General features: G+C 63.6%; 25 protein-coding genes and 3 pseudogenes. 18 read left to right on the top strand and 10 right to left on the bottom strand.

Annotated elements, in window-relative coordinates; genetic code table 11:
- Positions 1 to 78: 78 nt before the first annotated feature.
- The 4 genes from J0I99_RS06290 (at position 79) to J0I99_RS06275 (ending at position 3215) form a co-directional block, all read left to right on the top strand.
- Entirely contained in the window at positions 79 to 918 is an 840-nt protein-coding gene (locus J0I99_RS06290) for a sugar phosphate isomerase/epimerase family protein (protein ID WP_291396631.1), read from the top strand.
- On the top strand, positions 915 to 1784 hold the full coding sequence (locus J0I99_RS06285; protein ID WP_291396630.1) for a sugar phosphate isomerase/epimerase family protein: 870 nt from the start codon (positions 915 to 917) through the stop codon (positions 1782 to 1784). The genes J0I99_RS06290 and J0I99_RS06285 overlap by 4 nt, the downstream gene beginning before the upstream one ends.
- A 73-nt stretch (positions 1785 to 1857) precedes the next feature.
- Complete coding sequence (locus tag J0I99_RS06280) at positions 1858 to 2898, top strand: LacI family DNA-binding transcriptional regulator (RefSeq protein ID WP_291396629.1); 1041 nt, start codon at positions 1858 to 1860, stop codon at positions 2896 to 2898.
- 8 nt (positions 2899 to 2906) lie between these two features.
- The gene (locus tag J0I99_RS06275) at positions 2907 to 3215 is read left to right on the top strand and encodes a putative quinol monooxygenase (protein ID WP_291396628.1); all 309 of its coding nucleotides are present in this window, start codon (positions 2907 to 2909) and stop codon (positions 3213 to 3215) included.
- A 190-nt stretch (positions 3216 to 3405) separates the two neighbouring features.
- On the opposite strand, the pseudogene J0I99_RS06270 reads toward J0I99_RS06275, so the two are convergent.
- The 9 genes and pseudogenes from J0I99_RS06270 to J0I99_RS06230 all read right to left on the bottom strand — a co-directional run.
- Positions 3406 to 3671, bottom strand: a pseudogene (locus J0I99_RS06270) (ATP-binding protein); the annotation flags it as partial.
- A gap of 113 nt (positions 3672 to 3784) precedes the next feature.
- Positions 3785 to 4131 (bottom strand): annotated as a pseudogene (locus tag J0I99_RS06265) (IS21 family transposase); the annotation flags it as partial.
- A 58-nt stretch (positions 4132 to 4189) separates the two neighbouring features.
- Positions 4190 to 4355 (bottom strand): annotated as a pseudogene (locus J0I99_RS06260) (integrase core domain-containing protein); the annotation flags it as partial.
- A 90-nt stretch (positions 4356 to 4445) separates the two neighbouring features.
- Positions 4446 to 6155: a recombinase family protein gene (locus J0I99_RS06255; protein WP_291396626.1), complete on the bottom strand. Its 1710-nt coding sequence runs from the start codon at positions 6153 to 6155 to the stop codon at positions 4446 to 4448.
- A complete protein-coding gene (locus tag J0I99_RS06250) occupies positions 6155 to 6706 on the bottom strand; it encodes a DUF2924 domain-containing protein (RefSeq protein ID WP_291396624.1) in 552 nt (183 codons plus the stop codon). The genes J0I99_RS06255 and J0I99_RS06250 overlap by 1 nt, the downstream gene beginning before the upstream one ends.
- Positions 6703 to 7329 carry a DUF3489 domain-containing protein gene (locus J0I99_RS06245; protein WP_291396622.1) on the bottom strand — a complete coding sequence of 209 codons (627 nt, stop codon included), beginning with the start codon at positions 7327 to 7329 and terminating at the stop codon, positions 6703 to 6705. The genes J0I99_RS06250 and J0I99_RS06245 overlap by 4 nt, the downstream gene beginning before the upstream one ends.
- Positions 7330 to 7749: 420 nt before the next feature.
- Positions 7750 to 8640, bottom strand: coding sequence for an SMP-30/gluconolactonase/LRE family protein (locus tag J0I99_RS06240; RefSeq protein ID WP_291396620.1), 891 nt, complete (start codon positions 8638 to 8640; stop codon positions 7750 to 7752).
- The gene (locus tag J0I99_RS06235) at positions 8637 to 9749 is read right to left on the bottom strand and encodes a cellulase-like family protein (RefSeq protein ID WP_291396618.1); all 1113 of its coding nucleotides are present in this window, start codon (positions 9747 to 9749) and stop codon (positions 8637 to 8639) included. Before J0I99_RS06235 ends, J0I99_RS06240 begins: the two co-directional genes overlap by 4 nt.
- A gap of 3 nt (positions 9750 to 9752) precedes the next feature.
- Entirely contained in the window at positions 9753 to 10868 is a 1116-nt protein-coding gene (locus J0I99_RS06230) for a cellulase-like family protein (protein WP_291396616.1), read from the bottom strand.
- 146 nt (positions 10869 to 11014) lie between these two features.
- Between J0I99_RS06230 and J0I99_RS06225 the strand changes: the two genes are divergently transcribed.
- The 12 genes from J0I99_RS06225 (at position 11015) to J0I99_RS06170 (ending at position 23548) form a co-directional block, all read left to right on the top strand.
- On the top strand, positions 11015 to 11755 hold the full coding sequence (locus tag J0I99_RS06225; protein WP_291396615.1) for a FadR/GntR family transcriptional regulator: 741 nt from the start codon (positions 11015 to 11017) through the stop codon (positions 11753 to 11755).
- Positions 11756 to 11786: 31 nt separating this feature from the next.
- Positions 11787 to 12983 (top strand): mandelate racemase/muconate lactonizing enzyme family protein, encoded by a 1197-nt coding sequence (locus tag J0I99_RS06220; RefSeq protein WP_291396613.1) that lies wholly within the window; start codon positions 11787 to 11789, stop codon positions 12981 to 12983.
- Between the two features lie 26 nt (positions 12984 to 13009).
- Positions 13010 to 13987, top strand: a complete 978-nt coding sequence (locus tag J0I99_RS06215) for a substrate-binding domain-containing protein (protein WP_291396611.1) — start codon at positions 13010 to 13012, stop codon at positions 13985 to 13987.
- Positions 13988 to 14057: 70 nt separating this feature from the next.
- The gene (locus J0I99_RS06210; protein ID WP_291396650.1) at positions 14058 to 15038 is read left to right on the top strand and encodes an ABC transporter permease; all 981 of its coding nucleotides are present in this window, start codon (positions 14058 to 14060) and stop codon (positions 15036 to 15038) included.
- On the top strand, positions 15035 to 15766 hold the full coding sequence (locus tag J0I99_RS06205) for an ATP-binding cassette domain-containing protein (RefSeq protein WP_291396609.1): 732 nt from the start codon (positions 15035 to 15037) through the stop codon (positions 15764 to 15766). The genes J0I99_RS06210 and J0I99_RS06205 overlap by 4 nt, the downstream gene beginning before the upstream one ends.
- Entirely contained in the window at positions 15766 to 16521 is a 756-nt protein-coding gene (locus J0I99_RS06200; protein WP_291396607.1) for an SDR family oxidoreductase, read from the top strand. The genes J0I99_RS06205 and J0I99_RS06200 overlap by 1 nt, the downstream gene beginning before the upstream one ends.
- A 530-nt stretch (positions 16522 to 17051) precedes the next feature.
- A complete protein-coding gene (locus J0I99_RS06195; protein WP_291396605.1) occupies positions 17052 to 18023 on the top strand; it encodes a substrate-binding domain-containing protein in 972 nt (323 codons plus the stop codon).
- 65 nt (positions 18024 to 18088) lie between these two features.
- Entirely contained in the window at positions 18089 to 19606 is a 1518-nt protein-coding gene (locus J0I99_RS06190; protein WP_291396603.1) for a sugar ABC transporter ATP-binding protein, read from the top strand.
- A gap of 73 nt (positions 19607 to 19679) precedes the next feature.
- A complete protein-coding gene (locus J0I99_RS06185; protein WP_291396601.1) occupies positions 19680 to 20630 on the top strand; it encodes an ABC transporter permease in 951 nt (316 codons plus the stop codon).
- Entirely contained in the window at positions 20627 to 21559 is a 933-nt protein-coding gene (locus J0I99_RS06180; protein ID WP_291396599.1) for an SMP-30/gluconolactonase/LRE family protein, read from the top strand. The genes J0I99_RS06185 and J0I99_RS06180 overlap by 4 nt, the downstream gene beginning before the upstream one ends.
- Positions 21560 to 21572: 13 nt before the next feature.
- Positions 21573 to 22796 carry a CaiB/BaiF CoA-transferase family protein gene (locus J0I99_RS06175; protein WP_291396597.1) on the top strand — a complete coding sequence of 408 codons (1224 nt, stop codon included), beginning with the start codon at positions 21573 to 21575 and terminating at the stop codon, positions 22794 to 22796.
- Positions 22793 to 23548 carry an enoyl-CoA hydratase/isomerase family protein gene (locus J0I99_RS06170; protein WP_291396595.1) on the top strand — a complete coding sequence of 252 codons (756 nt, stop codon included), beginning with the start codon at positions 22793 to 22795 and terminating at the stop codon, positions 23546 to 23548. The genes J0I99_RS06175 and J0I99_RS06170 overlap by 4 nt, the downstream gene beginning before the upstream one ends.
- On the opposite strand, the gene J0I99_RS06165 is transcribed toward J0I99_RS06170, so the two are convergent.
- Positions 23506 to 24240 carry a GntR family transcriptional regulator gene (locus J0I99_RS06165; RefSeq protein ID WP_291396593.1) on the bottom strand — a complete coding sequence of 245 codons (735 nt, stop codon included), beginning with the start codon at positions 24238 to 24240 and terminating at the stop codon, positions 23506 to 23508. The two genes, J0I99_RS06170 and J0I99_RS06165, sit on opposite strands and share 43 nt — an antisense overlap.
- Here J0I99_RS06165 and J0I99_RS06160 point away from each other — a divergent pair.
- Together J0I99_RS06160 and dgoD are read left to right on the top strand one after the other, a co-directional pair.
- Entirely contained in the window at positions 24240 to 25400 is a 1161-nt protein-coding gene (locus J0I99_RS06160) for an extracellular solute-binding protein (protein ID WP_291396591.1), read from the top strand. The genes J0I99_RS06165 and J0I99_RS06160 overlap by 1 nt on opposite strands.
- A 6-nt stretch (positions 25401 to 25406) precedes the next feature.
- On the top strand, positions 25407 to 26579 hold the full coding sequence (dgoD, locus tag J0I99_RS06155) for a galactonate dehydratase (RefSeq protein WP_291396589.1): 1173 nt from the start codon (positions 25407 to 25409) through the stop codon (positions 26577 to 26579).
- Position 26580: the final 1 nt, after the last annotated feature.

Here is a 26580-nt window from a genome sequence, read left to right as displayed (position 1 = left end):
GATCTCGGGACGCGCCCGTGCGCCCATTTATCCACCCGCCTCGGTCGCCCTCGTGCGCCCCAAACAAGGAAATTTGCCGTGTTCAAGTACAGCTACGATGCCCTGGTCTATGCAAGTGAACCAATCGAGACGTCGATCCGCCGTGTAGCGCGATTTGGCTATGACGCCATCGAGTTGGTCGGTGAGCCGGCGCACCACGACGTCGCCGAAGTCCGCCGCCTCTGCGACGCCGAGGGCATCGCGGTCTCCTCCATCTGCTCGATCTTCGTCGGGGCCGAGCGCGACCTCGTGGCGCTCGATCCAGAGATGCGCCGCAAGGGGATCGACTACGCCAAGTCGGTCGTCGATTTCGCCGCCGAAGTGGGGGCGCCGACCATAAACCTCGCGCCGAGCCCGGTGGGCAAGCTTGCTCCTGCCGGCAGCCGCCAGCAGGAATGGGACCTCGCGCTCGAAAGTCTCGCCGAGATTGCAGACTACGGCGCCAAGGCTGGTATCCGCACCTGCCTCGAACCCTGGAACCGCTACGAGACCTACTTCCTCAACCGGCTGGACCAGGCGCTCGGCCTGGCCGCGGCGGTCGGCCACGACAATCTCGGCGTCATGGGGGACAGCTTCCACATGAACATCGAGGACATCGACGTCGCGGGCAATTATCGGCTGGCCGCCGACAGGCTGTTCCATGTGCATTTTGCCGACAGCCAACGTGCAGCGCCGGGCCGGGGACATATCGACTTCGCCCCATTGGTGCAGGCACTGATCGAAATTGACTATCAGGGCTACATCGCGTTCGAACTGCTGCCGGCCGCCGCCGATCCGTTTGCCACGCTACGCAGCGGCGGCGGCGAGGAATTCCTCGACGCCTACACCGAACTCGCCATCAAGACGATCAAGGCGGTCGAGGCCGAAGTGCGGACATGATGAGACCGCAGTTCGGCGCCAGTACCTTCATCTGGGTGTCCCCATTCTCCAACGAGACGCTCTCGCTGATCGACACCGTGGCGAGAATGGGGTTCGATCTGATCGAGCTTTGCATTGAAGACCCTGCAACGATCGATCTGTCTGCGATCCGCGCGCGGCTCACCGCAGCCGGGATCGGGGCGCTGGTCTGCGGTGCGTTCGGACCCGACCGCGACGTGAGTTCCGACGATCCGGCGATCCGCGAGAACGGCCTGTTCTACATCACGCAATGTATCGAGATTGCGGCCGCGGTCGGCGCGCCATTTGTCGCCGGCCCAATGTATTCGGCAACGGGCAAGACCGAACTGGTGTCTGAGGACAAGCGCTCGCAGCAGTTGGCATGGGCTGCGGAGAACCTGGTGCGGGCTGCGGATGCCGCGGCGACTTGCGGTGTCGGTCTCGCCATCGAGCCGTTGAACCGTTTTGAGACCGACCTGATCAACACCGTCGATCAGGGTGTCGACTTCGTTCAGCGCATCGGTCGGGACAATGTCGGACTGCTCCTCGACACGTTCCACATGAACATCGAGGAGAAGTCCATTCCCGACGCCCTGCGCCGGGCCAAGGGTCATGTCTTCCATTTCCATGCGTGCGCAAATGACCGCGGCGTGCCTGGACGCGACCATTTGCCGTGGGCTGAAATCGATGCAACGCTTAGGCAAATCGGTTATCAGGGGCCGTGGGTCATCGAAGCCTTCAATCCCGCTATTCGGGAGATTGCGCGCGCTGTTTCACTTTGGCGGCCTCTCGCTTCAAGCCAAGACGAGATCGCGGTGAACGGACTGAGGTTCCTGCGTTCGACTGTGGAGAGGCCGGCCGCGGGATGACTTGCGCCCGCTCTGCCGGTTTGGTTGACTGGAGACGCGCCGCCACAATGTGCCCAAGCCGCCGGAGATATTGTTGTCGACACTAAAGGACGTTGCGAAATTGGCGGGAGTATCAACAGCGACGGTGTCGCTTGCTCTCAACAATGGTCCAGTCGCTGCGGAGACCCGGTTGCGAGTGCAGGAGGCTGCACGGGCCCTCAAGTATGTGCCCAACGCTATCGGCCGATCCCTGACTACCGGGCGTACGCGCACTCTCCTGCTTGTCAACATGATCTCCGAGAGCCACGCCGATACCGTACGCAAGACCTCGTTGTTCCACTACATTCTGGAAGGATTGTTATCTACGGCCACCGCGCGCGGTTACGGAGTCCGCTTTGACGTAATAAGTCATGACGATCCGTCGACGGCGTCGTACTTCGAGGAGCTTGTCGGGGGCGGTACCGTAGACGGAGTCGCGATCATCCCCCAGTTCAGCCGCGACGTCGATCAGCTCGCTCCGCTGAAGCGGGAGACATTTCCTTATGTCGTGCTGCGTCCCGGTCGTTTCGGCACAGACGATAACTTCGTAGATATGGGAAACTACGCCGGCGGGGAAATGGTGGCGAAGTTGTTTGCCGCGAGCGGCGCCAAGCGCATCGCTTTCATCAATGGACCGTCAACCCATTTTGACGCTCTCGAACGCGAGCGCGGATTTCGCGACGGCCTGGCGGCCGCCAAGCCAGAGATCATGAAAATCTGGTACGGCGATTACACCATCGAGGGCGGCTATGTCGGCATGTCGGAAATCTTGCGGGAGATGCGGCCGGACTCCGTGTTCTGCGGAAACGACTATATGGCTGCGGGCGCGATCCGCCGCCTTCTTGAGGCCGGTCTCAGGGTGCCGAACGACGTTTCGGTGGTCGGATACGACGACAACGACGTCTGCACCGGTCTGTTTCCACCGCTGACGTCCGTAAACAATCACTTTTTAGAACTTGGGAACGCCCTTGTGGAAAGTCTCCTCGCTCAGATCGAGGGTCAACCGTTCAACAAGCAGCAGACTCTGGTTCCGCATCTGGTTGAGCGCCAGTCACACCGACCGCCGCTTGCAGCAAGGCGCCGCAAGGCACGATAGGGATACTCATGAGTCTGGAACCCGTCACAATCATCGCCCGCATCGCTCCGAAGGCGGGCCGTACCTCACAACTGCGCGAGGTCCTGGTGGCAATGGTGGCACCCACCAATCGCGAAGCTGGCTGCGTAGTTTACAATTTGCATGAACACCCTGGCGAGGACGGCCTGACCTTCTCGTTCTACGAGGTATGGCTATCCCAGGTGGCACTCGACGAACACATGAAGACCGCGCATGTTCAGGGTTTCATCAATCGCCTCGAGGAATTGGTCGAGGGCGAGATCGAAATCGAGCGCATCCGGCTGCTGACTGACAGCTAGGCGCTGCGCCGCTCTTCCGTTCCTGTGGCCTGCGGTGAGCATCAGACGACGGCCTGAACTGGGTTTGTTGATTCCACTGAGAACTGACCCGGATTTCCACCGAGAAGTGACCCGCCTCTAGGTATGTTTCGGGTCGGGGTTTGATAGTCAAGGTTCTGGCTTTCTCCTTTGTGTTTTTGGGATGGTGAGCCGAGCTGTTCTTGAAGCGGAAGCTGTCGTTTTCCGGTTTCGAGGATGTGGCAATGATGGGTCAGGCGATCGAGGATGGGTTAGGCGATCGAGCAGCGCGGTGGTCATCTTGGTATCGCCGAAGACGCTGGCCCATTCGCTGAAGCTGACGTTGGTGGTGATGACGACACTGGTATGCTCGTAGAGCCGGCTCAGCAGATGGAAGAGCAATGCTCCACCTGAGGCACTGAACGGCAGATAGCCGAGCTCGTCGAGGATGACGAGGTTGTCAAACGGCGTCGAAGATTGACCCCTGATTGGAGTGCGCCCCTGCTAGGCGACAAGTTCAGGCGGCGGATTGACCGGGTGTCGGGCGTGTTGATCCTCGAACTGCTGCGGGCGACCAGGCGATGCAGCAGGTTGAGGACGTGGGTCTTGGCACGCCTGTCTCCGGAGCCATCTCCGTGGCCAAGAGCACGGCATCCTCATCGTGCTGCAGGAACAAGGCCAAGGTGTCGACCATCTCGCGGTCGCCGCCTGGCTTGTAGAGCAGGTACTGCTGCAGTGTTCTGAAGGCCTCGGGCAGATCGGCGAAAGGCGCGCCGTTGCGCAGGGCGCCAGGCTTGCGCTGAACCACGGCCAGGTAGTGCCGCCAGTCACAGGCTGGCTTCCCCGGCTGATCATGTGAGCGGTCGATGATGCGGCGATGCTCGCAGATGGCCATGCCCTCGGCCGCGACAACCACTCGGACGGGATGATCTGAGACCGAACGCTGGACCGCCGGAGGGTAGAGTTTTCCGGCTATTTCACGTCGGCGGGGTGCCGCCGTGATTGGTCAACGAGATCGGGACCTTGCGCCCGATCGCCCCCGTGGGGGCGATCCTCGTTGTAGTATCTGTGCCAAGCCCCCAACTTTTCGGCCGCGTCCGCAAGGATCAGGTACCAGTGGGCGTTCAGGCACTCGGCCCTGAACACTGCAATGGCGACTACTGCGCGCCATCGAGCGGTGCCACCGCGCTGCCGAGCGCATCGGCACAGGCCTCTACCAATCGGCTGCGGGACCTAACCAGCTCCGAGCATCGCTATTTGCTCGTCCCAACTCAGCGGCAGACGCTCGCGCCAAATCAGCTTGTTCGCCGTCAGCCCGGCCGGCTGCAGCCCCGTCAGGATCTGTTCGAAGAGTTCCGGGGACAGGAACGCCAGCGGCAGGACTTGGCCCACATACGTGTCGGTGAAGCCTTCGGCGGCGCAGATTTCTGCCATCGACGCGACCTCTCCGGTCTTGAGCCGCTCAGCCCAGTCCCAGGCGCGCACGATCGCCCTGACGAGCGACGGATTCGGTGTCGTTCCGTTGCCGGCTCCGGGCAGCACCAGCTTCATTTGCCGGCCGCGGCGTGCGGCGACGAAGGGCACCACCACGGCGAACTCGCCATCGTCGGGGTCGTTGGTCGGCCACATGCCCGAGGGTGTTGCGACACCGAGGATGGTTCGCGTGCTGCCGACCGAGAACACCAGCTGTATCCGGTTGCGGCCAACAATCACTCGTCGCAGGATTTGGCGAAGCTTGCCCTGCTGGTCCGCATCGATCCGGCCGCCAAGCGCCTGAAGCAGACTCCTAGCGGCATTCATCACCACGGGTGCCTCGGTGGCGCCATCGGCATCCAGCCGGTGCAGGAGACCGCGCTGATCGGCAAGGACGCTCTGGACACCGGTAACTACGGCGGTCTCGATCTCAGTCGCGGGCAAGCGGGTCGGCGGGAGTTGCTTGGTTCCGGAGCTGTCCGCATCGGGTTGCTCGACATAGTAGCGGTAGCGTTTTGAGCCCTTGTTGGCGGCACTGGGAATGAAGCGAGAGCCGGACTCGGAGTGGAGCAGCCCTTCCAGCAGATGAGTCTGCGGAGCTGCCCTGCGGCGCCGGGACCGCGGGCCCTGCGTGTTGTCAGCCAGCAGCGCCTGCACCGCGTCCCAGGTGGCCTTGTCGACGATCGCCGCGTGCTGGCCGCGATGCGAGGTCGACTTGTGCGGCACACGACCGACGTAGATCGGGTTGGCCAGGAGCTTATAGAGGTGCCCGCGGGTGAAAGGCCGATTGCCGTAGTGGTTGCCCTTGGCCGAATAGCGGGCTGCGGTGCGGATGTTTTCGCGCTCGAGGCGGTCGAGCAGGGCAGGGACGGATCTTTCTTCCAGATAGAGCGCGAAGATCCGCCTGATCGTTGCAGCGTCGGCTTCGTTGACGACCAACTGCCGGCCGACAATGTCGTAGCCCATGGGTGGGACACCACCCATCCACATGCCCTTCTTCTTGGACGCCGCGATCTTGTCACGGATGCGCTCACCGGTGATCTCGCGCTCGAACTGGGCAAAGGACAGCAGCACGTTGAGCATCAGCCGACCCATCGAGGTTGTGGTGTTGAACTGCTGCGTCACCGAGACGAACGACACGCTATTCTTGTCGAGCACCTCGGCGAGCTTGGCGAAGTCGGTGAGCGAGCGGGTCAGTCGGTCGATCTTGTAGACGACGATGATGTCGATGCGCCCTGCCTTCACCAGTTCGATCAGCTGATAGAGGGCAGGGCGCTCCATGTTGCCGCCCGAAAAGCCGCCATCGTCGAAACGATCGGGGAGCAGCTTCCAGCCCTCGTGCTCCTGCGAGCGGACATAGGCCTCACACGCTTCACGCTGCGCCTCGAGCGAGTTGAAGTCCTGTTCGAGACCTTCCTCTGATGACTTGCGGGTGTAGACCGCACAGCGAAAGGTCTTCTTCTCGCCCATCACGACACCTCCGCCACGCGTTCGGTTGGGGAGCGCATTCGGGGTCCCCGAAGCCTTGGCTTGGGAGGGGTGAGGCCAAAAAACTTCGGCCCTGACCACTTTGTGCCGGTGATGGCTACCGCCACCGCCGACAACGTCCGATAGGTGGCGCCGCGCCAGACAAGACCGTTGGCGACCACGTCGACAACCTCGGTGACGCCGTTCCACTCGCGCATTAGCCGCGTGCCCGGAGTGAGGTTCAGAGTTTGTACAACCGACGGTCGAAGGGGCACCTCTGCCGCGACTGCAGTCTCGCCAGCGGCTGGTACTCGTGCGGCTCGCAGGTCGATGGCGAGTTTTCGGAGGAGGCGGACGGTTTGGGGTTTGAGGCCGCCAAACGCCTTCTCCTGCAGCCGATAGGCGATACCGAGCCGAAGCAGTCCGGCTCGGATCCGCGAGGGTGGATCTCGGTCGTAGAGGGCCGCCCACTTCTCCTGCAGTGCCTTGGTGTCGAGGGTGTCGAGCGCGGCTATTTCGCGCTCGACTTCCTCTCTGCTCAGCCGCTTCCTCATTCGGCCGCCCCGTCGGTTGCGATGCGATAGACGCGGCCGCGGCCTTCGATGACCTCGGAGGTGACCTCAAGGTTCAGCTTCTTTTTGAGGTTGCCGCTCATTGCGCCGCGCACCGAGTGGGCCCGCCAGCCGGTGGCCTGCATCAGTTCCGGGATCGTGGCGCCCTCGGGCTTGCGCAGGGCTGCGATCATGGCGCCGAGCTTGGTCCCGTCTTTCGGAAGTGCCGCTCCGCCGGCTTTCGGTTCAGGCGTTGATGTGTTGGCACCGAGTTCACCCGTACTCCTATGGCTCGGCGAGACACTGCCGCCCTCTGCACCGCTACTGCCCTTATCGCCGGGTTCGATCACCTGGCCAGTTGGCTCGATCTCCATGAGCTGCAGGCCCTCGGCCGAGATGACTAGGGTGGTCCGCCCCATCCCTTCGGTCTCGCGCCAGACCTCCTCATCAGGCTGGATGGGGCGTTCGGCTATGAGCTCGCGGGTGAGCAGGCTCTTGAGGACGACGCCGAGGGTGCCGCGGTTGTCACCGAGCGACTTCGGCAGTGGCAGGACAAGGCCGCTTTCGCGTGCTGCGGCAGCGGCGAGGATGACGCGCTGGGCGTCGGTGAGTTTGGTGGTGGCCATCTGGCCCTCCTTCGATCGGGTCCTGCGAGGATCGCAGGACTTGCACTGACCGAAGCCCGGACCAGTCCGGGCGGAGGGTGACGCGTTCGCCGACGCCGACAGCAATGCTCGAACCCAGCCCAGAGTCCAGCACGACATTGCGAGTTGCCGGTCGAGCCTTTTGGCGCACTCACTTGCTGTGAACCCGGCGCGCATGGGTATCCCAGAGGCTTCTCTCTATCGAAATACCAACTAGCATGAAGTCCGCGATGTACGCTCTACTCCACCCCGAACGCTCGGGAAGCCTCGATGAAGTTTCCGATCGCTGGGAAAAGCTGACTGAAGTTGCGCGGACTGTCTTTGCGATAGCTGTCGCGGATGTGCGAACGCTTCACCCGATCGGGTTTCGGAGAGCGACCTTTATGGGCTTCCGGCTTCCACTCACCCAAATTGCATCGGTGGAATTCCACGGCCAACATCCTGAACCGCGAACAGAGCCCCGTCCGTGAGGTTGTCCTCGAGCTCGTTTGCGGTCATTCCGAAACGGGCCGAGGTGACATAAAGGACGTCCAAACCGCGGCCGCCGAAGCAGCAACTGGTCGGGGATTTGCACGGGAGATCGAGGTAATCGATCCGACCCGAGGCGGCGTCGATCCGGGCGATTGCGCCGCCGCCGGCGACCCGCGCGTTGAAGACGACGCCATCTGCGTCGCGGGTCGAACCGTCTGGCAGTCCGCGGTCGATCGGCCCAAGCAAGGGGCGGCGGTTGCTCAGCGTGGTTTGGGCCACGAGGTCATACTGATAGAGCTGGTTGGCGATGGTGTCGGCGGTGATGAACCGCCTGTCATCGGTCCACACCATGGTGTTGGTGATGCCGAAGCGATCGTCGCAGAGCGCCGTCACGGTGCCGTCGGGGGCGATGCGGTAGAGCCGGCCGGTCTTGCCGCTCATTGGCTGCGGGGTGCCATCCGGACCAATATTCTCCGCCATGGTCCCAACCCAGTAGCTGCCATCGGGCGCCACGGCCCCTTCGTTGAGCCGGTTGCCGGGCAGCTCGGGCTCGGGCACCGCGAACGTCTCAAAACTGCCGCCGGGCGTCCACAGCGCCACGCGCTGGCGCAGCCCGACGATGAAGCCGCCGGCTTTCCTCAGCCCAATCGAGGTCGGGTATTCCGGGGTCGGCCAGATCTGGTGCTCGCCACTCTCGGGCACGAAGCGGTGGATGCGGCTGCCGACGATATCGACCCAGTAGAGCGCCTGCTCGGCGGCCACCCAGATGATGCTCTCGCCAACGATATCGGTGCTGGCGAGTGCCAGCCTTGCCCCGCTCATTGGCGGAGCTCGGCATCGATCAGGCCGGCCTTGATCAGGTCGGTCAGCCGGCGGTGCCATTGGATATCGCGCCACATGCCGCGATATTGCGGCCCGCAGAAGTTCGAGGTGCAGATCGCCGTCCAGCGCCCGGTGGCCGAGGCTTGTTCGACGCCGGCGGCGCAGACATCCATCATCCAGTCCCAATCGGCCATCGGCCAATCGCGATACATCACCGAGGCCCAGGCTTCGGTGGTGACCAGCGGCAGCTTGCTACGCCGCGACCAGTCGGCGGCCTTACCGATCCACTCGGTGAGCGTGGCGTCGAAGCGCAGCTTGTTGGCGAGGTAATGCGGCTTGGCCTTGCGGATCAGCGTCTGGAATTCGCGCTGTTTGAACGAGTAGCCGATATCGGCATAAAAGCTACTCATCGCCGGATTGGTGATCCAGATATGCGGCTCGAGGAAATCGAGCATCGACACATCCTGCTGCTCCCAGAGCTCGAACTGGTCCGACTGCGAGAAGGTGTAGTCGAGGTCGGGATAGCGCTGTCGCAGCAGGGAGATGCTGTCGCGCATCCAGCCGATAACGCGGGGAGCGGTCAGCAGATCGGGCGCCGTCTGGCCGGGCGGATAGAGATAGGGCGCCCACTTCACGTTGGGGAACTCGTTGCAGAGATCGACATAGAGGATGGCGTCGATCAGGCCGGCCGCCTTGATGAGATCGAGCGTCGCGAGCCAGACCCGCGCCTGATCCTCCGCGGTCCTGATCAGCACGCGGGCATCTTCGTTGTCGCGCTTGTACCAGGTGGAGAGGCCGACCACGATGCCGCGGGCCTTGCACTTGGCAATGAACGCGACCAGCGCCTCGCCGACCCTGCTGATATCGACTTCGCCCGGTGCGCCCCAATCGCCATCCTGGCCATCCGAATGGATGGTCCAGGTCTTGTGCGGGTCGGCGGCAATCAGATGCGGGAAGGCATCGATGCGCACAGCGTCGTAGCCGCGCTCGGCCAACTCATCGAGGGCCTGGTCCCAATCCTCATAGCCGGCGCCCGGCCAGCGGCGTTCGATCCAGGAGAATTCCCACATGGTGATGGCGTAGGGGCGGGTGGTGCGGATGGAGGGCATGGCTCAGCGTCTCAGGTCGGAATCGATGGGCGAGGTCTTAATCAGGTCGGTGAGCCGGCGGTGCCAGGCGATATCGCGCCACATGCCGACGAACTGGGGCCCGCAGAAATTGGAGGTGGCGATGCCGACCCAGCGCCCCGTCTTGGCGGCATGGGTGACGCCGAGCTCGCACAGATCCTTGATCCAGCCCCAGTCGAGCAGCGGCCAATCCTTGTAGTCGACCACCGACCAGCATTCGGTGGTGACCAGCGCCTTGCCCGAGGCACGCGACCAGGCGGCGATATTGTCGATCTCGCCGGTCAGGGCCTGGTCGTAGCGGACCTGGTTGGTGCGGTAGGTCTCGTAGCCGCGGGCCACGATATTGTCGAAGCCCGTTGGCGAGAACTTCTCGAAATTGTAGCCGACAGCGGCGTTCCAATCGCTGGTCGATGGGTGCGACATCCAGATATGGGGCTCGAGGATATCGAGCATCGATACATCCTGCTCGGCCCAGTCCCGATACTGGGTGCAGAACGAGAAGGTGTAATCGAGATCGGGATAGCTCTGTTTGGCGATGGCGATGCTGTCGCGCATCAGGGCGACGATCTCGGGGTCGCGGCGTGAGCGCTCCTCGCCCTCGATGCCGCCATAGAGGAACGGCGTCCAGAACGGGATCGGGAACTCGTTGCAGAAATCGACATAGAGGATGGCGTCGATCAGCCCGGCCCGGTCGATGAGGGCGAGCGTATCGACCCAGACCTTGGCGAGATCGGCGGCCGACCGGATATTGAGGCGGACATCGTCTTTGTCCTGCCGCCACCAGGTGGAGAGGCCGACGCCGATGCCGCGCGCCTTGCACTTGGCAATGAACGCGACGAGGTCGGGACCCACGGTGACCCGGGTGAGCGACTGGGCGCCCCAGCTTACCTGGTTCCAGGTGGGGAGAATCTCCCAATCCCGATCGGCGCCGGCCGAAACCAGGTGCGGGAAGGCATCGATGCGGACCGCGTCGTAGCCGCGCTCGGCCAGCTCATCGAGCGCCTGGTCCCAATCCTCGTAGCCGGCGCCGGGCCAGCGGCGCTCGAGCCAGGAAAAGTCCCACATGGTGATGGCGTAAGGCTTGAAAAAGCTGGGCTTCATCCCCGGTCTACCTCCCTTTGGATCGCAGCGTGCTTGTAACCTGTCTGCTTGTCTGCGGCGCATTCGTAGACTGGATGCCCGCATATTGACAACAGGTATCTGGCATGCTTTTAACAAAATCAACGTGACCTAGTAGACAGGTTGAAATGAGCAATAGCGGATACCCCAGGCCGGTCGAGGCGGCCGACGAAGAAGATGCGCCGACCTCGCTGGTGCAGAAGGTGATCCTCGGCATCCGCCAGATGATCCGCTCGGAGGGCATGAAGGTCGGCGATCCGCTGCCCAGCGAAACCACGATAGGAGAGCAGCTCGGCGTGTCACGCGCGGTGGCCCGCGAGGCCTATCGCTCGATGGCGGCGCTCGGTCTGATCAGCGTTTCCAACGGCCGCCGGGCCCGCGTCTCGGCGGTCGATCCGCAGGTGCTGGCGCTGGTCATCGACCATGGGGTGCAGACCGACCAGGTATCGGTGCAGCAGATCCTCGATGTGCGCCGCACCCTCGAGATGCGCACCGTAGGGCTCGCCGCGCTGCGCCGCACCGACAAGGAAGCGCGCGAAATCAAGGCGCTGGCCGCGGCGATGCGGGCCGATTTCCACGAGATGGACAAGGTGATGGAACACGACATCGCGTTTCACGAAACCATCGCCCGCGCCTCGCGCAACCCGATGTTCGCGCTGATGGTGGGCTCGTTCCACGTGCTGACGCGGCAGACCTGGCGCGTCGGCTGGCTGGCGCGAGAGAGCGACGCCGACCGCTACGACAATGTGAGCTGCCATGAGGCCATCGCGCAGCACATCGAGGCGGGCAATCGTAGCGCCGCCGAGGCGCAGATGGCGGCGCACTTCGACAACACGGTGAAAGTGCTGCTCGCCAGCGGCATCAACTGACCAATCCTGAGGCCCGGGGGAGGGGCTGGCGGTGAAAATCCAGAAGATCGAAACGATCCGGATCGCCGAACACGGCAATATCTGCTGGGTCGAGGTGCACACCGATGCCGGTGTGACCGGGCTCGGCGAGACATTCTTCGGTGCCGAGGCTGTCGAGGCGTATATCCACGAAACGGCGGCGCCGCTGCTGCTCGGGCGCGATCCGCTGCAGATCGAGGCCATCTCGCGGGCGCTGACCGGTTATCTCGGTTTCGCCTCGACCGGCGTCGAGATGCGCGGCAACTCGGCGATCGACATCGCGCTGTGGGATATTTTCGGCAAGGTCAGCAACCAGCCGATCGCCCAGCTCTTGGGTGGGTTCACCCGCAGCGAAATTCGCACCTACAACACTTGCGCCGGCACCGGCTACATGCAGGAGGGCGGGCAGACGGTCGCCAATTACGGGCTGAGCGGCGGGCGCAGCCAATATGCCGATCTCGAGGCCTTCCTCAACCGTGCCGACGATCTCGCCGAAGAGCTGCTGTCCGAAGGCATCACGGCGATGAAGATCTGGCCGTTCGATGTGGCGGCCGAAAAGAGTCGCGGCCAGTATATTAGCGCCGCCGACCTCAAACAGGCGCTGTCGCCATTCGAAAAGATCCGCACGCGGGTCGGCGACAAGATGGACGTGATGGTCGAGTTCCACTCGATGTGGCAGCTCACCCCGGCCATCCAGATCGCCCGGGCTTTGGCGCCCTACAACACGTTCTGGCACGAGGATCCGATCCGCATGGATTCCCTCGGCGATCTCAAGCGCTACAGCGAGGCCTCGATGGCGCCGGTCTGTGCGTCGGAAACGCTGGCGACGCGCTGGCGCTTCCGCGACCTGCTGATGGCCGACGCGGCAGGCATCGTGATGCTCGATCTGTCGTGGTGCGGTGGGCTCACCGAAGCCAAGGCGATCGCCTCGATGGCCGAAGCCTGGCACCTGCCGGTGGCGCCCCATGATTGCACCGGGCCGGTAGTGCTGTGCGCCTCGACCCACCTGTCGCTCAACGCACCCAACGCCCTGGTGCAGGAGAGCGTCCGCGCCTTCCATCGCACCTGGTACGGCGACCTCGTCACCCAATTGCCCCCGATCAGCAACGGCAAGATCACCGTTCCCCCGGGGGCGGGGCTGGGGATGGAGCTCCATCCCGAACTCGACCGGCGGTTCAAGACGACCCGACGGAGTAGCGACCACAACTGAAAGCAGATTTTCCAGGGAGGAAAACCATGAAGACGCTTATTGCCGCTATGCTCGCGGCCACGGCCCTCTGCGCAATGCCAGCGCTGGCTGAGGAAAAGCCGCTGCGCATCATCTATGCCACCCATGCCGACAGCGGAAACACCTTCTGGCTGACAGTGAAGAAGGGCATGGACGACGCCTGCGCCATCGTCAAAGCCGATTGCCAGATGCTGTTCATCGCCAAGGCCGGCGACGTGGCGGGCCATATCGCCAACATCCAGGCCGCCATCGCGCAGCAGCCGGATCTGCTCATCACCTCGATCACCGACGACACGGCGTTCGATGCGGTGGTCAAGGAAGCCGTCGATGCCGGCATCGCGGTGATCTCGTCCAACGTCGATGACAATGAAGGCGCCAAGGGCAATGCCCGCGCCGCCTTTGTCGGCCAGAGCTTTTTCACCGCCGGCCAGGCGCTTGCCACCCGAGTGGCCGGCGATTTCCCCGCCGAGGGCCCGATCCGCGTGCTGATCGGCGTCAATGCGCCGGCCGACAACTGGTCGCGCACCCGCGCCAACGGCATCATTGCCGGGCTCGAAAGCTGGAAGGCGGCGAACCCGTCGCGCGATATCAGCTGGCACGAAATCGATGCCGGCCTAGACTACGGCACCAGCGCCGATCGCTTCGGCAGCTACTTCACCAGCGAGCCGAACCTCACCGCCTATTTCGACACCGGCTTCTGGGATGTGGGCGTCGTCACCGTGCTGAAGGATCGCGGGATCGAACCTGGCAAGGTGATCCTCGGCGGTTTCGACCTCGTGCCCGACGTCCTGGCGCAGATGCAGGCCGGCTACATCCAGTACCATGTCGACCAGCAGCCGTATCTCCAGGGCTGGGCCCCCGTGATGCAGGCCGGGCCGATCCGGGACTACAAGATGGCCGCTTATGACGTCGATACCGGCAGCGCCATCGTCACCAAGGACATGGTCGGCGCCATCGAAGAGCTGTCCAAGGCCGGCTACCGCTGACCCGTGGCGGCGGTGGCCCGTTAACGGCCGCCGCCGCTGCGTTCTCGGTCTCGCGAGGAGAAAGCGACCAATCATGCGACTGCTAAAGATCTATATGCAGCGACCCGAACTCGTCGCCCTCGTGGTGCTGATCGTGTTCACCACCTATTTCGCCGTGGCCAGCAATGGGCTGTTCCTATCCAACGCTAATGTGCGCGGCATGTTCAGCCTCTACCCGGAACTGGCGATCCTGGCGCTCGGCTTCAGCCTGTTGATGGTCGCGGGCGAGTTCGACCTGTCGATCGGCTCGGTGATGGGGCTGTGCCCGATCGTGCTGTGCGCCATGATCAATTTCGGCCTTCCGTTCTGGCCGGCCTTTATCCTCGCGCTGGTGGTCGGTGCGGCGATCGGCTTGTTCAATTCTGCGGTGACGCTGCGCTTCGGCATTCCGAGCTTCATCACCACGCTGGGCACGCTGTTCATGGCGCGCTCGGTGGCGGTGGTGCTCTATTCGAGCGGCCTTGCCACGACGCTCGACACAGCGGCGGTGCCCACCTGGGCCTTCTCCGAACCGCTGGGGATTTTCCGCGTCTCGGCGATCTGGCTGATCGCGCTTGCCTTGCTGGTCTGGCTGCTGCTCGAAAAGACCAATTTCGGCAACTGGATCCGCGCCACCGGCGGTTCGGTGGAAGCGGCCAAGGCGATGGGCATCCCGACCTCGCTGGTGAAAACCGTCTGCTTCATGATCTGCTCGACCCTCGCCGGTCTCGCCGGCATCATTCAGGTGGTCCGCATCGGCTCGCCGATCCCCTCGATGGGCGAATCCATGGAGCTGCAGGCGATCGCCGCCGCGGTGATCGGCGGCATCGCGCTCTCCGGGGGCGTCGGCAATATCGTCGGCGTGGTCATCGGGATGGCGATCATCCGGGTCATCGACTCCGGCATGATCATGAGCCGGGTCGATGCCAGCTGGTTCAAATTCGCCATCGGCTTCCTCATCGTCTGCGCCGTCATCGCCAACCACTGGCTGGAGCGCCGGGCGCGCAACATCAAGCTGGAGGTGGCCCAATGAACGCGCCGCTGATCGAATGCACCGGGCTGCAGAAGTGGTATTCCGGCGTCCATGCCCTCAAGAATGTCAGCTTGCGCGTCGAGCGCGGCGAAGCGGTCGGCCTCGTCGGTGACAACGGCGCCGGTAAGACCACGTTGATCAAGATCCTCTCGGGCGTGCACCAGGCCGATGCCGGCAAGATCAGGATCGACGGCAAGGACGTGACCATCAAGAACGCCCGGCACGCCATGGAACTGGGGTTGGAGACGATCTACCAGTACAATTCCATGGTCCCTACCATGACCATCGCGCGCAACGTCTTCATCGGCCGCGAGCCGCTCAGCTGGTCGCTGTTCGGCTTCGGGGTGATGGACCAGAAGAAGATGCGGGCCGAGAGCGTCCAAGCGATCGCCGATGTCGACCTGCATCTGCGTTCGCCGGATGCCCTGGTGGGTGAGCTCTCCGGTGGTCAGCGGCAGGGCGTCGCCATTGCGCGCGCCATGCACTTCAAATCGAAGGCGCTGATCCTCGACGAGCCGACCAACCACCTGTCGGTGAAGGAGACCGACAAGGTGCTGGGCTTTGTGCGCGATTTGAAGAAGCAGAACGTCACCGGCATCTTCATCTCGCACAACATGCAGCACGTGTTCCAATGCTGCGACCGGGTGGTGGCGATGGCGCGCGGTGAGATCGTGTTCGACAGCCCGATCTCGAAGACTAGCATCGACGAAGTGCATGGATACCTGTGATGAGCGAGTTCGCGGGCAGAACCGTCCTGATCACCGGAGCCCTGGGAACGTTGGGCACCGCGCAGGCTGAGGCCTTCGGGCGGCTCGGCGCGCGGCTGCTGCTGCTCGACCGTCCCGGTGATCCGTGGGGCGACGAGCGGGCCCGCGAACTTGCAACCCGGCACGGAGTGGTAGCCCGCTACATCGGCCAGGATCTCGGCGAACTGAAGCAGAGCGAGGCGCTGGTGCGTGGGCTCAGCGACGAGTATGGCGGCATCGAGGTGCTGGTCTCTAACGCGGCGCTGATCATCAACAAGCCTTTCGAGGAATTCTCTATCGAGGAGTATGAGGATCAGCTCAGGGTCAACTCTGCCGCGACCTTCGCCCTCGCCCGCGCCGTTGCGCCGGCGATGAAACAGAAGCGCGACGGCAAGATCGTCAATTTCTGCTCCGTGACGCTCAATGGCCGCTGGGACGGCTATGTCCCCTATGTGGCGAGCAAGGGTGCGATGCTGGGGCTGACCAAGTCGCTCGCCCGCGAACTCGGCCCGTTCAACGTCCGGGTGAACGCGGTGTCGCCCGGCGCGGTGGTTTCGGATGCCGAGAACCGGGTCTTCGCTGACCGCCTGCAGCAGTACCATGACTGGATTCTCGAGAATCAATGCCTCAAGGATCGCATCCAGGCCGCCGACGTCGCCGACCTGGTAGTTTTTCTCGCCTCGGATCGTTCGCGCATGATCACTGGTCAGAACATCTCAGTCGACGGCGGCTGGTAGGGCGGGCGTCCGTCCGTGCCCTGGCACTGAGTTCAGAGCCAGGGCGGTGCCCACCACCTCTACTACACGGCAGGAATCGGCGAGCAGGTAGTCGCTTTCCATGGCGATCTGGAACGCACCCGAGTTATATCCGCCAGACTTCCCCGCTGCTGCGTATGTGCCTCGTTCGCCAGACGGATCGAGCAGCCACTCGGCAGTTGGAGCACACCCGCCCCCGATTTCATTGCGGCGGTCAGAGAAAGCCGCGCTGCTGCTGCTGACCAGACGTGCTCCTCGCGAGGGTGAGTAGACTGCAGAAAGCCCGCTACGGGACCGGTTCTTCCATTGCGATCATTCGCATCGGCCAGCTGCAATCGACGACGCGGAACGAGATGGCGCCTCACTCTAAAAACTCATTCTCGCACAGGCGACGAGACCCATTGACGCGACCGAAATCAAAAGTATATACAAAATACACTTTGACAGGAGGGACGGTCCTGAGTGGCTGCCGGTTGAAGGGAACAGGCGCGAAGCGCCATTGGGAGGACATCATGAGACTCAGCGGAGTGGCCGGGTTGGCCCTCGTTGCAATGCTTGGGACGGGCGCCTTCGCCCAGGAGACCAGCTTTGCCTATATCAACAAGCTCGACGACAACGCCTGGTTCGTGAACGAGGTCGCTGGCGCCCAGGACGAGGCGGCCAAGCTGGGCGTGACGCTTACGCACCAAGGCGTGCAGTCCGACAGCAACAAGGCCATGAACGCGCTCGAGACGGCGATCGCCGCGGGCGTCAAGGGCGTCATCATCGTCGTGCCGGATCAGGCCATCGGACCGGCCGTACTCAAGCGCACCAAGGAAGCGGGCATCCCGGTGATCGCCGTCGATGACGGCATCCTCGACGAAGCCGGCGCGCCGGCGCCGTTCGTTGGCTTCGAGGCCAAGGCCATCGGTACGCAGGTGGGCGACACCATCGTTGGCTTCCACAAGTCCCTCGGCTGGGGCGACGCCGCTGCCAGCGACACCTTCGTGCTCTCGATCGAAGTGCAGGGTCTGTCAGTCTGCATGGACCGCAACAACGCGGCCAACGATGTGCTGAAGGCCTCGCTCGGCATCACCGATGCCCAGATCATCCACATCCCCTACGATCCGGGTTCGCTCGACAAGGCTCTGTCGGCGACGTCGCAGACCATCGTGGGCATCCCGCAGGCCAAGCGGTTCCTGATCGACGCGTGCAACGACGATGGCGTGCTGGGCGCGGTTCGCGCACTTGAACAGGCCGGCGTGGCGACCGCCGACATCATCGGCGTCGGCATTAATGGCCAGATGGCGTGCGAAGAATTCAAGAAGGCCGAGGACACCGGCCTGCGGGCGTCCGTCTATGTCGATAGCCGCGTACACGGTGCGACGGCGGTCCGACTCATGAATGCGTTCGTCGCCGAAGGCGCGCCCATTCCCGAGCGCACTATCATCGACGGAACGGTCATCACCAAGGCCGACAACAAGGGCGTGGCCGAGTGCCAGTGACGTCCTGAGCCCAAGTCCCAGCTCGGCAACGAGCTGGGACGTTCATTGCTTCGGTGGTTCTAGAAATGTTGCACCCACAAACCGGCAGCAAGCCGCCACGGCTTGGCTTTACCGGAATCTGTAAATCGTTCGGCGTGGTAAAGGCGCTCCGCGATGTGTCGCTCGATGTGCGGGCCGGCGAAGTGCTGGCGCTGATGGGCGAGAATGGCGCGGGCAAATCCACGCTGCTCAAGATCATGGCCGGCGCCTACCACGCCGATCAGGGCGCGATCACCATCGACGGCGTGCCGCAGCATTTCCCGACGCCGCTTCACGCGAGGAAGGCCGGCATCCGCGTCGTCTATCAGGAGCCGGACATTGTTCCCGGCACGACGGTGGCGGAGAACATCTTCATCGGCGAGTTGCCGCGCCGGGCCGGGCGGCTGGTCGACTGGAAACGCCTCAACGAGGACGCGGCGCAACTGCTGTCGACCTTCCGCTTCGGCCAAGAGATCGATCCGGAAACGATCGCTTCCGACCTGACCCCCGCCAAGCGGCAGATGGTCGAGATCCTGCGCTCGCTGCGTCAGGGGCTCAAGGTGCTGGCGCTCGACGAGCCAACCTCGTCTCTGTCGGAAGCCGAGGCTCACGACCTGTTCGATCTGGTGCGCCGGTTGCGCGCCGACGGCGTCGGCATTCTCTACGTCTCCCATCGCATGAACGAGATCCTCGGCCTCTCCGATCGCGTCGCAGTGTTGCGCGATGGTTCCCTGGTCGGCGTTCGCGAGGCGGCTGAACTGGATCAGCCTCAACTCATCTCGATGATGGTCGGGCGAGCACTCGACAGCGGTATGCGCAAGCAGCGCCAGGCCAATGGCGCCACGGTGCTGGAGGTTGAAGGGCTAACCTCCGAGGATGTCACCGACATCTCCTTCACCCTGCGGGCCGGGGAAGTCGTTGGCCTGGCCGGGCTCATAGGGGCAGGGCGAACCGAGCTCTCGAAGGCCTTGTTCGGCGCCCTGCCGCGCCGTTCCGGGCGCGTGCGCATCGCCGGTCAGGACGTCGCCCTCCGTTCGCCGCGAGAGGCGGTGGATGCCGGGCTCGTCTACGTGCCCGAAGAGCGCAAGGCGGACGGCCTGTTCCTCGAACGCAGCGTGATGGAGAACGCGTCTATCGCTATCCTCAGGCGGATCAGTCCGTTGCGTATCATCCGCAAGAAGGAAGAGCGCCGTGTCGTCACCGAATACACGCGGCGGATGCGGGTGAAGACACCCTCACTCGATCAATGGATCGGGAAGCTGTCCGGCGGCAACCAGCAAAAGCTGATCCTCGCGCGCTGGCTCGCGACCCACCCGCGCGTCCTGATCCTCGACGAACCAACTCGGGGTATCGATGTCGGGGCCAAGGCCGACGTCTATGCGCTGATCGACGAACTGGCAGCCGCAGGTGCTGCAATCCTGCTGGTTTCGTCGGAACTCCCGGAAATTCTAGGCCTCTCGGATCGCATCATCTGTCTTCAGGCCGGCCGCATCACCGCCACGCTGGACGCCCAGGGCGCCAGCGAAGAAGCGGTGCTCCGCGAAATCATGCCGCGTCACCTCTAAGGGGGAACTTATGGAAAACGCTACCTCTGAAGCTCCCGCCACTGCAGCCATGTCGCCGACCCGGAGCCATCCCGTGCGGCGCCTTCTGAACGCCATCGGGCCGCAGAACCTCAGCCTCCTCGTGGCGCTGCTGGTCCTCGTCGCCATTTTCGGTTCGCTCCGGCCCGATGCGTTCTTTTCGCCCCGCAACTTCACGGCGATCCTCAACGCGATCACTATCCTGGGCATCGTTGCGATGGCGCAGACGGTGGTCATCATTTCGGGCGGCATCGACGTCTCGGTCGGCTCGATCGTCGGGATGGCGTCGGTCGTCGCTGCGCTGGCGATGAGCAGTGTGGACTCGGCCGCCGTGGGCATCCTCGCTGCCGTCGCTGTCGGCGGCATTGGCGGGGCGGTGAACGGACTGCTTGTCACCAAGGGTCGGGTCAATCCGATCATCACGACATTGGCAACGCTCGCCATCTTCCAGGGCGTCGCCTACATCGTCTCCAACGGCAAGGCAATCGGTGTCCTCAATACCGATTTCAACTGGATCGGTGCGGGCCGTATCGCCGGCGTGCCGATGACCGTCATCGTGTTCAGCGTCATCGCGGTGCTGATGGTTTACTTCATGCGAGCCACCGACATGGGCCGCAACATTTACGCTATCGGTGGCAATCCGAACGCCGCTCGCCTCGCCGGCATCCGGCTCGAGCGCTACCGCGTCGGCGTTTACACGCTTACCGGCCTCATCTGCGGCGTCGCGGCGGTGCTGCTAACCGCCCGTTCGACCAGCGGGCAGCCATCCTCGGGTTCAGCCGGCCTTGAGCTCGAAGCGATCACCGCGGCATTCCTCGGTGGCTGCGCAATGGCCGGCGGCCGTGGAACGATCGTTGGCACCATCCTGGGCGTTCTTATCATCGGTACGCTCAACAACGGCATGCTGCTGATGATGGTGCCCAATTTCTACCAGCTGCTGGCCAAGGGCGTGTTGCTGCTGGGCGCGGTGATGATCATGGAATTCAGGACGAGGCGACCGGCATGAGTGTGGTGAGCAACGTGGATACGATCGCGTCCGACGAGGTCAGATGCGTCCTCGATTGCCGCGACAAGCTCGGCGAGGGGATCATCTGGGACCCGGTCGAGGGGGTGCTCTGGTGGGTCGACGTCCCGATGCCGTCAGCCATTCACCGCCTCGATCCCCAAACGGGCCAGCACGACCAGTGGCCGATGCCCGAGATGGTCATGTCGCTGAGCAAGCGCCGGGATGGGCGCCTGGTGGTGGCCTCTCATCACGGCCTGAACATCTTCAACCCTAGGGATGGCAGCCTGAAGCGCGTCGCCGCGCACGAAGCGGACAAGCCGCTCAACCGCTGCAATGACGGCAGCACGGACGCTGCGGGGCGCTTCTGGTTCGGCACCATGCGAAACAACATAGCGCCAGACAACACCTACCTCGATGTCCCCGAGAGCGTCGGGACACTCTACAAGGTCGGCGCCGATCTGATCCCGGTACCTATGGATGGCGGAATCGGCATCGCCAACGCCACCTGCTGGTCGCCCGATGCCAAGACCATGTACTTCGCCGATACACTCGTAGGCGCCATCTACGCATACGATTTCGACGTCGAACTCGGGGCGATCGCCAACCGGCGCGTGTTCGCCGCGCCCGAGGGTTGCGGGTTCCCCGACGGCTGCACGGTGGATGCGGAAGGCTACCTGTGGAATGCGCGCTGGGAAGGCGGATGCGTCCTGCGCTTTGCTCCCGATGGCAGCATCGACCGGAAGGTCGATGTCCCCGCTTCGAGGGTAACCTGCTGCGCCTTTGGCGGGCCGGACCTTGCCACCCTCTATATCACGTCCTCTCGCCTGCATCTGACGGTCGAGGATCTTTCAAATCAACCACAGGCCGGCGGGCTGTTTGCCGTTCGGCCTGGCGTGAGCGGAGTTCGCCCGACGCAGTTCGCGGGCTAGCAAGGAACCAGACATGACCACCATCGCAACCGACCCGACGGGTCCCTTGGCGGGGATCCGCGTGCTTGATCTTACCCTGGCGCTGGCCGGCCCCCTCTGCACCCAGCGCCTCGGAGACATGGGCGCCGAGATCATCAAGATCGAGGGACCGAACCGTGGCGACTTTACCCGCACCGCCAAGATGCGCGACGTCGTCCTCGGCGGCGAGACGACGACATTTCTGTCGATTAACCGCAACAAGCGATCCGTCGCGATCGACCTCAAGACGCCCAAGGGGCAGGCGCTGTTCTTCCGCATGGTGAAGGATGTGGACGTGGTCATCCAGAACATGCGCCCCGGTGTTGCCGAGCGCCTCGGCATCACCTTCGATGCGCTGAAGGCCGCGAACCCCAAAATCGTCTACGTCTCGATTTCCGGCTATGGCGACACGGGCCCGATGCTCCCACGGCCCGGGCAGGACCTGTTGGTCCAGAGCTTTTCCGGCACCACCTTCAACGCCGGCACGACCGACGGCATGCCGCATCCTTCGCCGATCTACATCGTCGATGTCGCCGCCTCCCACAATGCCTGCGAGGCGGTCCTCGCCGGCATCATCCAGCGCGATCGCCGCGGTGTGCCGGTCGAAGCCAAGGTGTCACTGCTTGCCGCCGTACTCGAAATCCAGATCCAGGAGATCACTACCCACATGAGCACGGGCCGTACGGGCCAGCGCGGCTCGGCTCCCTACGCCTCGGCCTGGATGGAGCCTCCCTATGGCATCTTCAGCACCACCGACGGCTACATCGCCATTGCACAATCAAGCCTTGCCGCCATCGCCGAAGTTCTCAACAGCGACAAGCTCGCCGAACTGGCAACCAGCCGCCCCGACCCCGGTGATGATGCGGCGCTCCAGAAGTGGCGTGACGCTGTCTACCCCGTCGTCCAGGAGGCGCTGCGTCCGCTGCCGACCGAAAGCACGGTGGCGGCCCTGGATGCCGCCGGCGTCTGGTGCGGCCCGGTCATGACCTACGACGATCTGATCGCCCATCCGCAAAGCGAAGGGCTGTTTACCGAGTACGAGCACCCGCGCGCCGGGCGGCTTAAGACCCTGTCGCCGGCGATCCGCTTTTCCACCCAGCCGACGCCGACGCTTCGCGGCGCCCCAATGCTCGGCGAACACACCGGCGAGGTCCTCGCCGAATTCGGGCTCAGCTCCACCGCGATCGAAGAGCTCAAATCTGAAGGAGTAGTCGCATGACCGAGGACCTTATCTTCACCAAGGGCGACGACGGTATCGCCGAGATCGTTCTGAACCGGCCGGCAAAGCACAACGCCATCAACCGCGAAATGATGGTGGCAATCCGCGACGCACGGCGCGCAATCAACGAGGATGACGAGATCCGCGCCGTCGTCGTCTCGGGGGCAGGGGAGCGGGCATTCTGCGCCGGCACCGACCTTAACATCCTCGACACCTACAAGGATGCCTGGGCCTGGCGAAACCGGATCTGCTACTCTACCGAGTTCCGCCGCATCAAGAAGCCGACGATTGCCGCCATCAAGGGCTGGTGCGTCGGTGGCGGGCTCGAGATCGCCACCAATTGCGACATCCGGGTCAGCGCGGCCGGAGCCAAACTCGGCGCACCGGAGGTCAAGCATGGCTGGCTTGGCGGCGGCGGTCAGACGCTGATGCTGACACATCTCGTCGGCTATGGCCATGCGAGCCTGCTCACCTTGACCGGCGATCCGATCGAGGCCGAGGAGGCTTATCGCATCGGGCTGGTGCAAAAGCTCGTAGCGCCTGGCGAAGAGCTGGCCGCGGCCCGCGATATTGCCCAACGTATCGCCCGCCACACCGCGGTTGCCGTGATCACCGTCAAGGATGGCATCAGGGCCTCGATGACGGGCGGGCTGGACCCGGCCGCGCGGCACGAGAACGACCTGATGATCATGGCCTTCGCCATGAACAATCAGCGCGCCGGGATCGCTGCGTTCAAGGGCCGCAAGGAATGACCGGGCCAGTTCTGCGGCAGGCGCTCATAGGCATCGACGATGTGGGCGCGCAGGGCGCTCCTCGCATGCTCGAGCGAGTGGGCCTCGAGGGCCGCGATGATGGCATCGTGCTCGACGACGATCCGCTTGATGTCGTTGACGCCGCTGCCGTGGAGCAGCCTCGGGATGCGCTCATGATAGCTCAGGCGCTGGTAGGCGTCGATGACCAGCGGATTGTGTGTCAGCCCGATCAGCAGCTCGTGGAAGCGTGCGTTGAGATCGATGAAGCTCTCGAAGGCCTCGAAATTGGCACCGTACGACCGGCTGCGGATGTCGTCGTTGAGGGCAGTCAGTTCCGCCACCAGTTCGGGGGTGACATTGGCCATCCCCACCTCGAGCGCCCCCAGCTCCAGCACGACTCGCGCTTCGAACAGATGCGCAATCTCTTCGGCGTCCGGCGCCGGCGCCACCCGGAACCCCTTGTTGGGCTCGTAGGTCACCAGGCGTTCGGCGGAAAGCCGGGCGAGTGCTTCGCGGATCGGAATAATGCTGGTGCCGAACTCCTTCGCCAGGTCGCCGAGCACGACTTTTTCGCCGTCCTTGAGGCGCCCAACTGTGATCCGGCGCTTGATCTCGTCATGCGCCAGGGCAGCCAAGTTTGCCTTGCGCAGCAAGGTGCGTTCGCCAGTCTTCAACTCTTTGGAATCCGTCAATGACAAAGACTGTCCTCCGCGGTCTGACCTGGGGGCACCGGCGTGCGACCGGTCCTCTTATCCCGCTGACCGCCGCCTTCCAGCAGCGCTACCCGGACATCGAAGTTGAGTGGATCGTGCGCCCGCTTTCCGACTTCGAGCACCAGGGTCTGCCGGGCCTGGCAAGTGTATATGATTTGATTATCTACGATCATCCGTTCAGCGGATCAATAGTAGAGACAGGGGCGTTCGAGCCGTTGTCCGGCCATCCTGAGCTTCAGGTCGCCCTCGCCGACGGCCATCGCTACCTTGGCCAGTCGCTGCTGAGCTATCGGTTCGGGGGCACCGTCTGGGGGCTGCCAATCGATGCTGCCACGCAGCATTCCGCCTATCGTGCAGATCTGCTCGCCAAGCACGAAGAAGCGGTGCCGGTGAGCTGGCACGACGCCATCGCACTCGGCCAGCGCCTGCGTCGGAACGGCCTGTCGCTCGGCCTCGCGGTGAAGACGCCGCATGCGATCTTGACTATCGCCGCACTGATGGCCAATCTCAGCAGCCCGTGGGAGACATCTCCGGATGGTATTTTCAGCGTAGACGGGCCTGGATTCCAGGAGGCCTATGGGCAGGTGCGCGCCTTGCTCGCCTTCTGCCCCGAGGACGCTCTGGCCTGGAATGCTATCGATCTCCACGAAGCGATGGTGCAGACGGACGCCATCGCCTACTGCCCCTGCGTCTACGGATACGGCACCTACGGCGAAGCCGACCAGCGCCGCCCGCTCTCGTTCGGCGATTTCGCCGGGTTGGCTGCGCCTTACCACGCCGGGTCGGTGCTAGGCGGCACGGGCCTCGCAATCTCGCGCGTATCCGCGAACAAGGATGCGGCCCTGTCATTCGTCGCGTTCGCATCGAGCGAGGAGGGGCAGCGTCTCATGACGGACAGGCATGGCCAGCCAGGTCTGGCGGCCGCGTGGTACGACGCCCAGATCGACCGGCGCTTCAACGGCTTTTTCTCAGGCGGTCGACGCTCGGTGGAGACGGCCTGGATGCGACCGCGGCATCGCGGCTACATCGACTTCCAGGCCCGTGCGGGTGAGGTCGTCGCCCATTCACTGCGGGCCGGTGACAGTGCGGCGAATGTCTGGTCGAAAATCGAGCCGCTTCTTGCAATGGTCAACACCTAGGCTGCCATGAAGATCACCTCAATCACCGCACGCGTCTGCAACGCAGAGATGCGCAACTGGGTATTCGTCCGGGTGGAAACGGACCAGGCCGGGCTGATCGGCTGGGGAGAAGCCACGCTCGAGTTCAAGACGAGGGCGATCGTCGGTGCAATTGCCGACCTCGAGCCGATGCTGCTCGGAGAGGACCCGCGCAATATCGAGCACTGCTTCCAGATCCTGACGCGCCACAGCTTCTGGCGGATGGGCGTCATCGGCATGTCGGCCATCAGCGGCATCGAAATGGCGTTGTGGGACATACTCGGAAGGTCCCTCGGCGTGCCGGTCTGGCAGTTGCTCGGCGGCAGCGTGCGCGAGCATTTGCGCACCTACACCCACCTGGGCCTTGGCGACATGCGCGCGGTCTACGAGTCGACAACCTCGAACGCCATCGTTGAGTTAGGCAAACAGGTGACTGAGGCCGGCTACGACGCGGTCAAGATCGTCTGCATCCCCTATAGTCACTATGTCACAAAGGCATCCGACGTCGATCGGGTCGATCGCATGGTTGGCGACCTGCGCGCTGTCGTCGGCAAGGACGTTGACATCATGGTGGATTTCCACGGCCGACCGGCCTCGGTGAATGCTGCTATGGACTACATCCGTGCGATTGCGGATCATCGCGTCATGTTTGCTGAGGAGCCTGTTCCACCTGAGGACTTGGCGGGACTGGCCGAGATCACCGGTCGATCACCGCTACCCATCGCTGCCGGCGAACGCCTGATCGGCCGACGCGAGTTCGAACCGGCCCTCAAGCACCGCGCGTTCAACATCGCGCAGCCCGACATCTGTCACACAGGAGGCTTGTGGGAAGCCAAGAAGATCGCCGCCATGGCCGAGACTGCCGGCATCGGCCTTGCCCCCCACAATCCCCTAGGTCCTATCGCCGGAGTCGCTGCGCTGCATTTCGGCATCTCGACCCCCAATGTGATCATCCAGGAGGAAATGTCGGGAGCCGTGCCCTGGTATGGCGACGTCGTTCGCTGGCCGATCGAGCGGCGCGCCGGCCGATGGGACAAGCCGAGCTTGCCGGGCCTCGGCATCGAAGTCGACGAATCCGTCATCGAGGCGCATCCCTTTGCTCCGGACATCCTACATGCCCGCGGCGCCGTGCTTGCCGACGGAACTGTGGTGGATTGGTGAG

Origin of the sequence: Devosia sp., assembly GCF_017307495.1 — a bacterium.
GTDB lineage: Bacteria > Pseudomonadota > Alphaproteobacteria > Rhizobiales > Devosiaceae > Devosia_A.
The sequence above is the reverse complement of the archived record's forward strand: the minus strand, read 5'-3'. Positions and strand labels throughout refer to the sequence as shown.